The sequence below is a fragment of the Pseudomonas sp. NFACC04-2 genome, from assembly GCF_900119265.1.
Lineage (GTDB): Bacteria > Pseudomonadota > Gammaproteobacteria > Pseudomonadales > Pseudomonadaceae > Aquipseudomonas > Aquipseudomonas fluorescens_AA.
Genome location: NZ_FPJC01000028.1, coordinates 16,630 through 30,164, shown reverse-complemented (window position 1 = coordinate 30,164; position 13,535 = coordinate 16,630). Strand labels below are relative to the sequence as shown.

Annotated in this window: 12 protein-coding genes and 1 pseudogene; 10 read left to right on the top strand and 3 right to left on the bottom strand. The window is 61.1% G+C overall.

All coding sequences use genetic code 11. The features are described from left to right. Positions 1-277: 277 nt before the first annotated feature. Positions 278-660 (bottom strand): annotated as a pseudogene (locus BT125_RS25715) (DUF6124 family protein). Positions 661-1,146: 486 nt separating this feature from the next. On the opposite strand from BT125_RS25715, the gene oscA reads away from it, so the two are divergent. From oscA to BT125_RS25675, 8 genes are all read left to right on the top strand, one after another. Beyond that, the gene (gene oscA, locus BT125_RS25710; protein ID WP_003186967.1) at positions 1,147-1,329 is read left to right on the top strand and encodes a sulfur starvation response protein OscA; all 183 of its coding nucleotides are present in this window, start codon (positions 1,147-1,149) and stop codon (positions 1,327-1,329) included. Positions 1,330-1,465: 136 nt separating this feature from the next. Next, complete coding sequence (locus BT125_RS25705; RefSeq protein WP_072411658.1) at positions 1,466-2,479, top strand: sulfate ABC transporter substrate-binding protein; 1,014 nt, start codon at positions 1,466-1,468, stop codon at positions 2,477-2,479. A 148-nt stretch (positions 2,480-2,627) separates the two neighbouring features. Further along, positions 2,628-3,446: a sulfate ABC transporter permease subunit CysT gene (gene cysT / locus BT125_RS25700; RefSeq protein WP_013692011.1), complete on the top strand. Its 819-nt coding sequence runs from the start codon at positions 2,628-2,630 to the stop codon at positions 3,444-3,446. Between the two features lie 12 nt (positions 3,447-3,458). Next, positions 3,459-4,328 (top strand): sulfate ABC transporter permease subunit CysW, encoded by an 870-nt coding sequence (gene cysW, locus BT125_RS25695; RefSeq protein ID WP_024618577.1) that lies wholly within the window; start codon positions 3,459-3,461, stop codon positions 4,326-4,328. Between the two features lie 3 nt (positions 4,329-4,331). Continuing rightward, positions 4,332-5,321 (top strand): sulfate/molybdate ABC transporter ATP-binding protein, encoded by a 990-nt coding sequence (locus BT125_RS25690; RefSeq protein ID WP_072411656.1) that lies wholly within the window; start codon positions 4,332-4,334, stop codon positions 5,319-5,321. Positions 5,322-5,609: 288 nt separating this feature from the next. Next, complete coding sequence (locus tag BT125_RS25685) at positions 5,610-6,971, top strand: cytochrome C (RefSeq protein ID WP_072411645.1); 1,362 nt, start codon at positions 5,610-5,612, stop codon at positions 6,969-6,971. Beyond that, the gene (locus tag BT125_RS25680; protein WP_072411643.1) at positions 6,968-7,480 is read left to right on the top strand and encodes a sorbitol dehydrogenase; all 513 of its coding nucleotides are present in this window, start codon (positions 6,968-6,970) and stop codon (positions 7,478-7,480) included. The genes BT125_RS25685 and BT125_RS25680 overlap by 4 nt, the downstream gene beginning before the upstream one ends. Beyond that, positions 7,477-9,699 carry a GMC oxidoreductase gene (locus BT125_RS25675; RefSeq protein WP_072411641.1) on the top strand — a complete coding sequence of 741 codons (2,223 nt, stop codon included), beginning with the start codon at positions 7,477-7,479 and terminating at the stop codon, positions 9,697-9,699. The genes BT125_RS25680 and BT125_RS25675 overlap by 4 nt, the downstream gene beginning before the upstream one ends. 129 nt (positions 9,700-9,828) lie before the next feature. On the opposite strand, the gene BT125_RS25670 is transcribed toward BT125_RS25675, so the two are convergent. Beyond that, entirely contained in the window at positions 9,829-10,353 is a 525-nt protein-coding gene (locus BT125_RS25670) for an Mpo1 family 2-hydroxy fatty acid dioxygenase (RefSeq protein WP_072411639.1), read from the bottom strand. Positions 10,354-10,440: 87 nt separating this feature from the next. Here BT125_RS25670 and BT125_RS25665 point away from each other — a divergent pair, with 87 nt between their 5' ends. Next, complete coding sequence (locus tag BT125_RS25665) at positions 10,441-11,127, top strand: Crp/Fnr family transcriptional regulator (RefSeq protein ID WP_072411637.1); 687 nt, start codon at positions 10,441-10,443, stop codon at positions 11,125-11,127. Between the two features lie 117 nt (positions 11,128-11,244). Here BT125_RS25665 and BT125_RS25660 read toward each other — a convergent pair whose 3' ends face one another. Beyond that, positions 11,245-12,249 carry an AraC family transcriptional regulator gene (locus tag BT125_RS25660; protein ID WP_072411635.1) on the bottom strand — a complete coding sequence of 335 codons (1,005 nt, stop codon included), beginning with the start codon at positions 12,247-12,249 and terminating at the stop codon, positions 11,245-11,247. Positions 12,250-12,349: 100 nt separating this feature from the next. Here BT125_RS25660 and BT125_RS25655 point away from each other — a divergent pair, with 100 nt between their 5' ends. Beyond that, positions 12,350-13,423 (top strand): fatty acid desaturase, encoded by a 1,074-nt coding sequence (locus BT125_RS25655; RefSeq protein WP_072411633.1) that lies wholly within the window; start codon positions 12,350-12,352, stop codon positions 13,421-13,423. Positions 13,424-13,535: the final 112 nt, after the last annotated feature.

The window sequence follows — 13,535 nt, the reverse complement described above, 5'->3', positions numbered from 1 at the left end:
CATCGTGGTTAACGGGGCGCCCGAGATCAACGTCCACCGCGAGGCGGCCTAGTAGCCGACCTGGCTCTGGGTGAGACCGCGTTTCCCCTGTGGGAGCGGGCTTGCTCGCGAAGGCGTCGGCTCAGCTTGCATCGATAGCGACTGATCCACCGCCATCGCGAGCAAGCTCGCTCCCACAATGGATTGGCGTTGAACTTGAGATTCGGTTCGACACAGAACCCTGTGGGAGCGGGCTTGCTCGCGATGGCGTCAGCTCAGCTTGCATCAAAGCAAAGTGCTACCCCTTGGCCCCTGGCACCGCCATCTCCTTTGTTTCCAAATGATCCAACGCCCGCTCAACCAACAACTGCACCCCATCGGCCATGCGGTTGATCGCCAGGGCGATGCAGCGGCGTGAGTCGTCCACGTCGTCAGCCAGGTCGGCGGCGATGGTGCTGATGGAGAGCAGGTCTTCGGAGGCGTTGGCGAGCAGGGTTTCGGTGTCGATGTGCGGGGAGACGATGAAGAGTTGGTTTTTGTCGGGTTCGGGCGGTGAGGCGGGCTTGGGTTGAGGTAGTAGTCGAGGGCGCGGGTGGCGGCGTCATCGAGCTTTTTTTCTTCCTGCGCTTGGACGCGGGATTTGTGGCCGCTTTGCGGGGGATTCGGTGACGGCTTGAACATAGTTGTACTCCGAAGTTTTTAGGAGCCAACACCGCCTCGCTTGCACAGTCGAGAGAGGTGGCAGCTATGCATAGGTGTGCAAGACCGGTCGGAGTACCCGGCAGACCCGAAGATCTCCCATACACAGCTGCCATAACAATTCGCGAGCATAAAAAAATGCTCGATGAATAGCCATTCACAATTGTGTCCTCCGCCGGACTTGCACGTCCGTGTCACCGTTTTTTGCGATGACGAACCAAGGTTAGCGGTGCAAAACCAGGGTGCCTAGTTCATGAACAGCCCGGCGTTTTGAGGGAAATATCCGAGGGTTTGGCAGGGAAAAGCCCCCCAATCACCCCTGCCGTAGGACGTCGGCTACTTCCTTTTATTTTGGTTATATAAAAATTCTTAAATAGTCTTTTTAAGAATATCCGGCTTTATCTAGTATTGCTCCCACGCCGCAAGCAGTGCCGCCCACTGCCAGGCATTCATTTAAGGAGCAGCAGCATGAGCGCATCCCTACGTAGCGTTGACGGCCAGGACGAAGCAACCATCTTGCGCGAGATCCAGAGCGCGTTGCGCGACCTGCGCTTTGGGGCAGTGGAAATCACTGTGCACAACGCCCAGGTGGTACAGATCGAACGCAAGGAAAAATTCCGCTTGCAGCAGCCGAGCCATAAACCGTCTTGAAAACCAAAAGATCGCAGCCTTCGGCAGCTCCTACGGGGGGCTAGGTGTAGGCGCTGCCGAAGGCTGCGATCTTTTTCTACAAGCCAAACGAATTTCCAGAAGCCATAAGAACATCAGAATTCCAGGAGCTTTCACCATGTCGTCCATTCGTCGTTATGCCCTGGCCGTCCTGGCCAGTGCTGTTTTTGCAGGTTCCGCCGTCGCCAAGGATTACGAGCTGCTCAACGTGTCCTACGACCCGACGCGCGAGCTTTACCAGGATTACAACGCCGAATTCGTCAATTTCTGGAAGAAAGCGCACCCGGACGACAGCGTCAAGATCCAGCAGTCCCACGGTGGCTCGGGCAAGCAAGGCCGGGCGGTGATCGATGGTCTGCGGGCCGACGTGGTGACCCTGGCCCTGGCCGGCGACATCGATGAAATCGCCAAGCTGGGCAAGTCCCTGCCCGCGGACTGGCAAACACGCCTGCCGGATGCCAGCACGCCTTACACGTCCACCATCGTGTTCCTGGTGCGCAAGGGCAACCCCAAGGGCATCAAGGATTGGGGCGACCTGATCAAGAACGACGTGTCGGTCATCACCCCGAACCCGAAAACCTCCGGCGGTGCGCGCTGGAACTTCCTCGCTGCCTGGGCCTACGGCCTGAAGGCCAACGGGGGTGACGAAGCCAAGGCCAAGGAATACGTGCAGGCGTTGTTCAAGCACGTGCCGATCCTCGACACTGGCGCTCGTGGCTCGACCATTACCTTCGTCAACAACGGTCAGGGCGACGTGTTGCTGGCCTGGGAAAACGAGGCCTTCCTGGCGCTCAAGGAAGACGGTGGCGCCGACAAGTTCGACATCGTCGTGCCGTCGCTGTCGATCCTCGCCGAGCCGCCCGTGGCGGTGGTGGACAAGAACGCCGAGAAAAAGGGCAATGCCGAGATCGCCGAGGCGTACCTCAAGCACCTGTACAGCCCGGCCGGCCAGGAAATCGCTGCGAAAAACTACTATCGCCCGCGTGACAAGGACGTGGCCGCCAAGTACGCCCGGCAATTTCCAAAGGTGGAGCTGGTGACCATCGACAAGGACTTCGGCGGCTGGAAAACTGCCCAACCGAAATTCTTCAACGATGGCGGCGTGTTCGACCAGATCTATCAGGCGCAGTAAGCTGGGTTTTGTCTTAGTGCCTGCCAGTTAAGCCACAAACCTGTGGGAGCGAGCTTGCTCGCGATGGCGTCGGTTCAGTTTGCATTGATGTTGACTGATGCGCCGCTATCGCGAGCAAGCTCGCTCCCACAGTAAACCAAGGACTTCTATGTCGCGTCGCATATCCCCCGTCATACCCGGCTTCGGGCTGACGCTGGGCTACACCCTGGTGTACCTCAGTCTGATTGTGCTCATACCCCTGGCGGCGATGTTCGTGCATGCCGCCCAACTCACCTGGGAACAGTTCTGGGCGATCATCTCGGCACCGCGGGTGCTGGCGGCCTTGAAACTCAGCTTCGGCACCGCGCTGTACGCCGCGATCATCAACGGCGTGATCGGTACGCTGCTGGCCTGGGTGCTGGTGCGCTACACCTTCCCCGGCCGCAAGATCATCGACGCGATGATCGACCTGCCGTTCGCCCTGCCCACCGCCGTGGCTGGTATTGCCTTGACGGCGTTGTACGCGCCGACTGGTCTGGTGGGCCAGTTCGCCACCGACCTGGGCTTCAAGATCGCCTACACCCCGTTGGGCATCACCCTGGCGCTGACCTTCGTGACCTTGCCGTTCGTGGTGCGCACGGTGCAGCCGGTGCTGGCCGATATTCCCCGTGAAGTCGAAGAAGCGGCCGCCTGCCTGGGTGCCAAGCCGTGGCAGGTGTTCCGCCACATCCTCGTGCCGGCGTTGTTGCCGGCCTGGTTGACCGGCTTCGCCCTGGCCTTTGCCCGTGGTGTGGGCGAGTACGGTTCGGTGATTTTCATCGCCGGCAACATGCCGATGAAAACCGAGATCCTGCCGCTGCTGATCATGGTCAAGCTCGACCAATACGACTACACCGGCGCCACCTCCATCGGCGTGCTGATGCTGGTGGTTTCCTTCGTCCTGTTGCTGCTGATCAACCTGCTGCAGCGGCGTATCGAAACCCCATAAGGAGGCGCGAACATGTCCCAATCGTCTATTTCCGCAGCCTCCACCAACGCTGCCCGTCGCGGCAGTGCGACGTCGCGGCGCGTGCTGATCGGCCTCGGCTGGCTGATTTTCGCGCTGTTTTTGCTATTGCCGCTGTTCATCGTGGTGTCCCAGGGGCTGAAGCTCGGGCTGGGGGCGTTCTTCACCGCGATCTTCGAACCTGACGCGCTGTCGGCGTTGAAGCTTACGGTGATCGCCGTGCTGATCTCGGTACCGCTGAACCTGGTGTTCGGCGTCAGTGCCGCGTGGTGCGTGAGCAAGTATTCGTTCCGTGGCAAGAGCATGCTGGTGACGCTGATCGACCTGCCGTTCTCGGTGTCGCCGGTGATCGCGGGCCTGGTCTACGTGCTGATGTTCGGCGCCCAGGGTTTGTTCGGGCCGTGGCTGTCGGATCACGACATCCAGATCGTGTTCGCGCTGCCGGGTATCGTCCTGGCGACCATCTTCGTCACCGTGCCGTTCGTGGCTCGTGAGCTGATCCCGCTGATGCAGGAACAAGGCACCCAGGAAGAAGAAGCCGCGCGCCTGTTGGGCGCCAATGGCTGGCAGATGTTCTGGCATGTCACCGTGCCGAACATCAAGTGGGGCCTGATCTATGGCGTGGTGCTGTGTACCGCCCGGGCCATGGGCGAGTTCGGCGCGGTGTCGGTGGTGTCCGGGCACATTCGCGGGGTGACCAACACCCTGCCACTGCACGTCGAGATCCTCTACAACGAATACAACCACGTGGCCGCGTTCGCTGTGGCGAGCCTGTTGCTGATCCTGGCGCTCTTCATCCTGCTGCTCAAGCAGTGGAGCGAAAACCGAATCAACCGCCTGCGCGCCAGCGCCGCGGAGGAATAAGTCATGTCGATCGAAGTTCGTAACGTCAGCAAGAATTTCAACGCCTTCAGGGCCCTGGACGACATCAGCCTGGACATCCAGAGCGGCGAGCTGGTGGCGCTGCTCGGCCCGTCGGGTTGTGGCAAGACCACGTTGCTGCGGATCATCGCCGGCCTCGAAACCCCGGACCATGGCAACATCGTGTTCCACGGCGAGGATGTGTCCGGCCACGATGTGCGTGATCGCAACGTCGGTTTCGTGTTCCAGCACTACGCTTTGTTCCGCCACATGACGGTGTTCGACAACGTCGCCTTCGGCCTGCGCATGAAGCCCAAGAATCAGCGCCCGAACGAAAGCCAGATCGCGACCAAGGTCCACGAACTGCTGAACATGGTGCAACTGGACTGGCTCGCCGACCGCTACCCCGAGCAGTTGTCCGGCGGCCAGCGTCAGCGTATCGCCCTGGCCCGCGCCTTGGCGGTGGAACCCAAGGTACTGTTGCTGGACGAACCCTTTGGCGCCCTCGACGCCAAGGTCCGCAAGGAACTGCGCCGCTGGCTGGCGCGCCTGCACGAGGATATCAACCTGACCTCGGTGTTCGTGACCCACGACCAGGAAGAAGCCATGGAAGTCGCCGACCGGATCGTAGTGATGAACAAGGGCGTGATCGAGCAGATCGGCTCGCCAGGCGATGTCTACGAAAACCCGGCCAGTGATTTCGTGTACCACTTCCTCGGCGACTCGAATCGCCTGCACTTGGGTGAGGATCGGCATGTGCTGTTCCGCCCTCACGAAGTTTCGCTGTCGCGCTCGGAGCTGGAAGATCACCACGCCGCCGAAGTGCGCGACATCCGCCCGCTGGGCGCGACCACTCGGGTGACGTTGAAGGTGGAAGGCCAGAGCGAGCTGATCGAAGCGGAAGTGGTGAAGGACCATGACAGCCTGGTGGGCCTGGCCAAGGGTGAGACGCTGTTCTTCAAGCCGAAGGTCTGGCAGAAGGTTTCCAACCTTTAAGAGCAAAAAGCATCGCGAGCAAGCTCGCTACCACATGGATTCGGCGGTGGCTGCATCGTTGCGGTCATCCCCAAAACCTTGTGGGAGCGAGCTTGCTCGCGATGGCGACGGCACAGCCTACTTCCTCCGAATCTGAATAATACCGCTCGCCCTTGCTTCAATCGGTTCTACTTTTTCATCTGTTCTTGAATCAAACCCTACCTAGACTCTGACTTGCCAGGAGGCGAGAGAGAGTCCAACGACGGACCGGTGTTATCTCCTGGCGCCCTGATGCCAAGGAGATGAAGTATGAGAATGGAAGTCAGTCGGCACGGCCCGCTGGGCTGTGCATTGCTAAGTGCCTTGCTGGTCCCGGCCGCCAGCGCCGCCCCTTCGTTGTCCCCCCAGATACCCTTCGATGTCACGGTGACCAAACCGGTTTCACTGCCCAGCCTGCAAGCCGATTTCGATGACCTGTCATGGCAGACCTTCATCGCCCTGAACTGGCCAGCGCTGGATAACGGTGATCCGAATACCGGCACGCCCATTGGCAAGCAGGATGGCGCCACGGTGTGGGAAAGCTGGAAGGAGAGTTACCAGATCTTCCGGGCCAAGGGCCAGGCGCCGCTGCCCTGGAATGCGCCAGCAACCCTGCCTGATGCGTGCAAGTCGCTCAAGCCGGGTCGCTTGCTGCAGCAGATGGGCAAGGTTCCCGATGTGCTGGATGAGTTTATCCAACCTTTCGAAAGCGGTCCGTTGGTGGATCAGAACGGCACCTACACACGCAACGAAATCGTGGTCAATCAATCGATGTTCAACGGGATCGTCGACAACGGTCTGTACAGCATTGAAGGCCAGCAGCAGTTTTTCGCCGCCAAGCCGACCAACGCCGTGGCGTTCAGTTGCGGATCCTCCAATACCAAGCAGGTCGGTGCGCTGATGGTGAAGGCTTCGTGGAAAGTCCTGGGTGGCAATGATCGGACGCAGGATTTCCATACGGTCAATGCGCTGGTCTATACGCCGGGAAACAGCGATCCGAACAAAGGGCCGATTGTCGAAGAGTCGTGTAAGTCAGAGCCGGTCGGGCTGGTGGGGTTGCACATCGTTCATAAGACCAACAGTGCCGCGCAATGGGTATGGTCGACTTTTGAACATGTGAACAACGTGCCGGAAAAATCCACGCCCCTTGACCAACGGGTGGGCCCGTATCTGTTCTACAACGCCGCCAGCAAGAGCGAGATCAACCAGCCTCCACCGCGGCCGTGGAACCCGGCAGTGAAAGCGACGCCTTCGCAGATCGTGCGCGAAGTGCCGCTGACCGAGGCCACCAAAAGCCTGAACACGCGTTATCAAGCCCTGTTGCGAACGGTCAATCCGCAGAGCGTCTGGGCCAATTATCAATTGATCAGTACCCAGTGGCCGTCGGCCCCATCGTCGAACTGTCAGATATCGGCCGCCAACCCGCTGGGCAGTCCGGCCCCGTTATTCCTGGCCAATGCCACGCTGGAAACCTACATCCAGGGCACCGTGCCCCAGGCGTCGTCCAGTTGTATGGCGTGTCACGGCAATGCCGCCACCCATGTCACCGAATCTCCGCGTACCAGTTTTGCGGACTTCACCTATTTGCTCGAGCGCGCACAGTCCACCGGCGCGACAAGGAGTCAGCCATGAGCAGTGATCTGGAGAATTTCATTGGCCTTTCATCGGCCCTGACCGGCATTCCCACTGATCGGCTTGCACCGGCGATCGACCAGGTGGGACTGCCGCCGATCTTTCTTGCGTTCATCACGCCGCGAATCACGCCGGAGGTACTCGATGCGTTGCTATCCCAGTTCGCCGCGCAGGCGGCTGAAAAGTCTCATCCCGATCTGATTGCCCACAAAGTGTTGGTGGACATCGGAGTGCAGCCGGTCCTCCCGAAAACCGTGCTGGCCGCGCGTTCAATCATGAAGCTGTGGTTGCTGGGGGTCTGGTACCAACCCTATGACGCGGGGAGTTTCAAGGAGAAAGACCAGACGGTGGTCTCCGATCAGGCCTACATCCAGAGCTGGGCCTGGAAAATTGCCCAGGCCCACCCCATGGGCTACAGCGAGATGTTTTTCGGCTATTGGAACACGACGCCACCGAGCCTCGAGGATTACACCGGGGTGCCCGCTCACTCACAAGGAGCCTCGTCATGAGTACCGAACAAGCAGAGGTGGTCATCGTTGGCGCAGGACTGGCCGGCAGCATCATCGCGTATCAGTTGGGCATGGCCGGCGTGGATGTGTTGGTCCTCGAATCGGGTCCGGAGATCCCGGTCAACCGTGCGCAATACCTGGAGCGCTTCTACACCGCCACCCTGAAAACCCCGGAATCGCCCTACCCTCCGGTATCGACCTTGGACACGCCGCGAGATCCGACCAAGGAAAATGCGCCTCGGGCTACTATCGCCGACTTGATCAAGGGCTGGAACGATCACAACGTCAGCTATCTGGTGCAGAAAGGTCCGCTGCCGTTCAACAGCACCTATGAACGGGTAGGCGGCGGGACGACCTGGCATTGGGTCGGGACGTGCCTGCGCATGGTGCCGAACGATTTTCGCCTGAAGACGAAGTACCACGTCGGGGTCGACTGGCCGATCGGCTACGACGACCTGCAAAGTGCCTATTGCCGGGCCGAGGCGGAAATCGGGGTGTCGGCCAATGTCGCCGACCAGGCCTACCTGGGCATGACTTTCCCCGAGGGCTATTCATTCCCGATGCACAGCATTCCGTTGTCGCTGGTCGATGGCAGTTTTGTCGCGGCGGTGACGGGGCAGGCGTTCGACGGCTTGCCACTGGTGGTCAGCCCGACGCCGGCCGGACGCAACTCCCAGCCCTACGCCGGGCGCCGGGTGTGTGCCGGCAATACCAACTGCACGCCGATCTGCCCGATCCAGGCCAAGTACGACGCTACAGTGACCATGAACAAAGCCCTGGGCACCGGCAAGGTCCGGGTCATGTACCGGACCGTGGCCAGCAAAGTGAACGTGGGTCCGGACAAGAACATCAATGGCATCGAATTCATTCAATATCAACTCGGCGAGGGGCCGAAGACGGGAAATGGGGTGGCTGTCGGACAACGTTACGTGATCGCCGCCCATGCCATCGAAACCCCTAAATTGTTGCTCAACTCCAAGACCCCGGACTGGCCCAACGGTGTGGCCAACAGCAGTGGGCAGGTGGGACGCAGCCTGTCCGACCATCCGATTTACCTGGCGTGGGGGCTGATGCCGGAAGGCAAGTCGGTCTTTCCGTATCGTGGCCCGGTGTCCACGGCGGGCATCGAGAGCTTGCGTGACGGCGACTTTCGCAGCCAGCGAGCGGCGTGGCGCATCGAGATCGGTAACGAGGGTTGGAACTGGCCGGTGGGCGACCCTTACGTCACCGTCGCCGATTTTATCGATGGGGATAACAACAGCCGCACCAACCCATTGCCATCGACACAGAAACCGCCGCTGCCCAGTGAAGTGCTTTACGGTACGGCACTGATTCAAAAACTCAATGACCTGTTCACCCGCCAGTTTCGGATCGGGTTCCTGGTGGAGCAGGTGGAGGACAATCCCGATCACTCCAATTGCTACATCGTGCCTTCGACGGATGGCTACACGGATGGGCTTGGCCTTCTGCGCCCGGAAATCCACTATGACCTCTCCGATTACACCAAGGAAGGTTTCAGGCAGGCGAAAGTGTTGGCCACGAAGATCATTACGGAGCTGCTCGGTGCCGTGGAGCTGACGGTACCCATTGGCCAAGGCAAATTCACCTACAAAGGTGACGAGTACAGTTTCCAGGGCGCGGGGCACCTCATGGGCACCTACCGCATGGGCGATGATCCGGCCAAGTCAGTGGTGGACAAGGACCAGCGCAGTTGGGACCACAAGAACCTGTTCCTGGTGGGCGATGGCGTGTTCCCCAGTACGGGCACCTCGAACCCGAGCCTGACGATTGCGGCCCTGTCGTTTCAGGCTGGGGATACCGTGGCCAATGACCTGAAGGCGGTGACGATGCAAGTCCAATCCAACATCGCCTGGCAGGGCACTGGCGTGCAGGTCAACGGGTTGGTACCGCGCCTGGTCCGCTACGTCAGTGGGCTATGGTGTGCCAGTCCGCAGGGCGGCAATGTCGATGGCAATGGGGGTTCGAGGCACATCGACTACAGCAGCTATGCCTTGCCCGGTGCCGCCGAAGGCGCCTTGATCGGTCGTGTGGGCAACGGTGGCAAGCCGTTCCTGGTGGGTGATCTGGCGCAGGTGCCGGGCGACCAGCAAGGGGAGCTGCAGCTGTGCATCAACGATGACCTGACCGGGCAGCACGGGTCTGGCCTGAAAGATAATACCGGCGCGCTGACGATACGGGTCGAGTTTGGTGCCCTGTAACGCTTGAGCGGTAAGGCCTGACTCCTGTGGGAGCGAGCTTGCTCGCGATAGCGGTGAATCAGTCGACACGGATGTGTCTGGCCGAGCGCAATCGCGAGCAAGCTCGCTCCCACAGAGGGGCATGGTTTTTCACGCCGCCGAACGCTGGTTGCGCAACGCCACCGGCCCGACACGCTCTTCGATGGCCCGCTTCAGTTCGCTGCGAAGCCCCAGCAGGAAGCCCGCTTCCACCACCACGAACAACGGCCCGACAATCAACCCGGTGAGGTCGTCGACGAACGCCGGTTTGCGGCCTTCGTAATAGTGACCGACGAACTGGATCGCCCACCCCACCACAAACATCCCCAGGCCACTGCCCAGCCATACCCATGTACTTTGCCCGGCGAGCACCTGGCCCAGCCATACCGCCAGGCCCAGCAGCACCGTCATCAGCACCCCCAGGCGCAGCTCCAGGCGCAGGTAGAACCAGGCACTGGCCACCGCCGCCAGCAGCGCTGGCGACACCAGCACCGCGCCCATTGGCCAGCCGGGGCGTGACAGCAGCACGGCGACGGCGACGAAGATCAGCGGGATCCCGATGAAATGACTGGCGATGTTGCGCGGATCACGGTGGTACGCGGCATATTGACTGAGATGATCGACGAGGCTTTTCATTGTTGTTCCTCCTGAGGTGATGCCTGCATGATGCCCAGGTTCCACACGATGTTCTGTCAGCTAGCCGACACTTATCCCGGAGTTTCCATGAACGCGCATCCCTGGCACTCGCACCTGATGGCCGGTCACTGGTACAGCCATTTGCCTGCTGAGTTACAGAACAGTCTGCTGGCGATGTCGCGGGTGCGCCGCCTACCGCCGGGCCATGGGCTGTTCAAGCGCGGCGATCCGCCTTGCGGCCTGTATGCTGTGCTGGAAGGCGCGGTACGGGTAGGCGCGGTGAACGAGCAGGGCAAGGAGGCACTGCTGAGTATGATCGAAGCGCCCCACTGGTTCGGTGAAATCTGCCTGTTCGATGGCCAGCCACGGACCCACGATGCGATCGTGGTGGGTCAATGTACGTTGCTGCACGTGCCGCAGGCGCCGTTGCTGGCCTTCCTGCAAGCGCAACCGATCTACTGGCGGCATCTGGCGTTGTTGATGAGTCACAAGCTGCGCCTGACCTTCATCAACCTCGAACAGCTGAGCCTGATGCCCGCCCCGGCCCGCGTGGCCCACCGCCTGCTGATGATCGCCGAAGGCTACGGCGAAATCGAACCGGCGCGCCGGATCTTGCAACTGCCCCAGGAGCAACTGGCATTGATGCTTTCGCTGTCACGCCAGACCACCAACCAGATCCTCAAGGACTTGCAGGCCCAGGGCATTCTCCACCTGAGTTATGGCGAGATCGAAATCCTCGACATCGAGCGGTTGCGCGGGTTGACCACAATCTGAAATCGACCTGACCCCTGTGGGAGCGAGCTTTGTGTTGCCGCAGATATCGCGGTCACGCCGTTCCCAATGTGGGAGCGAGCTTGCTCGCGATAGGGCCAGCCCAGGCGCAACAAGTCCCTAGCGCAACCCATCCCGAAACTGCCCCGGCGTCATCCCGGTCCAGCGCTTGAACGCGCGGCTAAAGCTGCTGGTATCGGCGAAGCCCAGCAGGTAGCTGACTTCGCTCAGTGAGCATTGAGGATCGCGCAGGTGCAGCAGTGCGAGGTTTTCCCGGCACTCATTGAGCAGTGCGTCGAAACGACAGCCCTCGTCGGCCAAGTGCCGTTGCAAGCTGCGCAGGCTCAGATGCATGGTCTGGGCGATGCGTTCGGCGCTGGGTTCGCCTTCGGGCAATTGGGCCTCGATGGCCGCTCGCACCTTGCGCTCCCAGGTCAGCGGCTTGAGCTGCGCGAGGGTACGTTCGAGCACCGTTTCGTTGTGCTCGGCCAGTTCCGGGTTGGCGTCGTCCAGGTGGCTGTCGAAGTCGCTGAGGTTGAACTCCAGGCAATCCTGGGCGGCGCCGAAATGCACCGGCGAGCGAAACACCTTGTGCCATGGGCTGGGGTCCGCCGGTTCCGGGCGGCGCAGGTACACCGCCAGTGGCGCGTAATCACGGCCGAGGCGGTTGCGACAGGTGCGCACGTAAATCGCCGCGAATGCATCGATGGCTTCAAAGGCCGGTGACGGACTGCTCTGGGGCACATCGAGATTGAAGCGGTAGCGGTCTTCGCCGCGGCTCAGTTGCAGGGTCAGCGCATCGCTGACCACCGGGTGATAGCGCACGATCCGCTCGAACACTTCCCGCAGGCTGCCGCTGGCCACCAGGGCGTAACCCAGTGCGTGAAACGTGGTGGGGCTGACGAAGCGCGACACGCGCAGGCCGATGGCCGGGTCGCCGCTGGCCTGCACGGCCAATGCCCACAGGCGCGTGGTGGCCGAGAGTGGATAACGGGCGTTCGGGTCGTCCATCCATTGCGGGTCGAGACCCGCCTCGACGCACAGGGCATGGCTGTCCAGGCCCAATGCATCGAGCTGCTTGCGCAGGGCGCGGGTCCAGCTGGCGAGGGAGGTCGGTTCAGTCATGACGATTGGCGCTTGCGGTCAACAGGTTGGCGTTTACGGCTACCACCCCATGGGACAACGCCCGGCAGGATGAGCACATCTCTAACAGAGGATGTAAGCCATGCACGGCACTTGCGCAAGCCCCGAGCGATTGAATGCACAACAGCGATCCGCCCATATTCGCCAGGTGGTCTTGGCCCGGGGTGAGGAGTTGCGCCAGCGTTATCCGATCCTGCGTCAGCAGGATGCGTTGGGCGCGGGCATCCTGGCGCTGGCCCTGGCTGGGATGATCGGTTCGGCGCTGCTCTACATCAACGGTCACCTGGCCGGGTGGGCGTGCCTGTTGCTCAACGGTTTTTTCGCGTCCCTGACCCACGAGCTGGAACACGACCTGATCCACAGCATGTATTTCCGCAAGCAGCGCCTGCCCCACAACCTGATGATGGGCCTGGTGTGGCTGGCGCGGCCGAGCACAATCAACCCGTGGATCCGCCGCCACCTGCACCTCAACCATCACAAGGTGTCCGGCAGCGAGGCCGACATGGAGGAACGGGCGATCACCAACGGCGAACCCTGGGGGCTGGCGCGGTTGCTGATGGTGGGCGACAACGTGATGTCAGCGTTCATCCGCCTGCTGCGGGCCAAGACATGGGCGCACAAGCGCAGCATCCTCAAGCGTACGCTGAAGGTTTATTTCCCGCTGGCGTTGCTGCACTGGGGGGCCTGGTATGTGTTCCTCGGTTTCCACGGGGCCAACGGTGTCGCCAGTCTGCTGGGCACTTCAATTGACTGGTCGGCCACCACGCTGGCGACGATGCAGGTGATCGACATCGCGGCGGTGGTGATCATCGGGCCGAACGTGTTGCGCACCTTTTGCCTGCATTTCGTCAGTTCGAACATGCACTACTATGGCGACATCGAGCCGGGCAACGTCATCCAGCAAACCCAGGTGCTCAATCCCTGGTGGTTGTGGCCGTTGCAAGCGTTCTGCTTCAACTTCGGCAGCAGTCATGGCATTCATCATTTCGTGGTGAAGGAACCGTTCTACATTCGCCAACTGACGGTGCCGGTGGCGCACAAGGTGATGCGGGAGATGGGCGTGCGGTTCAATGACTTCGGCACGTTCGGGCGGGCGAATCGGTTTGTGCGCCAGGAAGGTGTGGTGCGGGAGGAAGGGGATACGGTTCGGGTTTGAAGTTAACCCATCCGAAGGGCCAGAACAGAACCTGTGGCGAGGGAGCTTGCTCCCGCTGGGCTGCGCAGCAGCCCCAAAAAACGGGCCGCTTCGCGTCCAGCGGGAGCAAGCT

Coding starts and splice junctions, on each gene's coding strand:
- BT125_RS25680 (WP_072411643.1), top strand. CDS start 6,968: ATGAGCAGTGATCTGGAGAATTTCATTGGCCTTTCATCGGCCCTGACC.
- cysT (WP_013692011.1), top strand. CDS start 2,628: ATGTCGCGTCGCATATCCCCCGTCATACCCGGCTTCGGGCTGACGCTG.
- BT125_RS25665 (WP_072411637.1), top strand. CDS start 10,441: ATGAACGCGCATCCCTGGCACTCGCACCTGATGGCCGGTCACTGGTAC.
- BT125_RS25670 (WP_072411639.1), bottom strand. CDS start 10,353: ATGAAAAGCCTCGTCGATCATCTCAGTCAATATGCCGCGTACCACCGT.
- cysW (WP_024618577.1), top strand. CDS start 3,459: ATGTCCCAATCGTCTATTTCCGCAGCCTCCACCAACGCTGCCCGTCGC.
- BT125_RS25660 (WP_072411635.1), bottom strand. CDS start 12,249: ATGACTGAACCGACCTCCCTCGCCAGCTGGACCCGCGCCCTGCGCAAG.
- BT125_RS25675 (WP_072411641.1), top strand. CDS start 7,477: ATGAGTACCGAACAAGCAGAGGTGGTCATCGTTGGCGCAGGACTGGCC.
- oscA (WP_003186967.1), top strand. CDS start 1,147: ATGAGCGCATCCCTACGTAGCGTTGACGGCCAGGACGAAGCAACCATC.
- BT125_RS25690 (WP_072411656.1), top strand. CDS start 4,332: ATGTCGATCGAAGTTCGTAACGTCAGCAAGAATTTCAACGCCTTCAGG.
- BT125_RS25705 (WP_072411658.1), top strand. CDS start 1,466: ATGTCGTCCATTCGTCGTTATGCCCTGGCCGTCCTGGCCAGTGCTGTT.
- BT125_RS25685 (WP_072411645.1), top strand. CDS start 5,610: ATGAGAATGGAAGTCAGTCGGCACGGCCCGCTGGGCTGTGCATTGCTA.
- BT125_RS25655 (WP_072411633.1), top strand. CDS start 12,350: ATGCACGGCACTTGCGCAAGCCCCGAGCGATTGAATGCACAACAGCGA.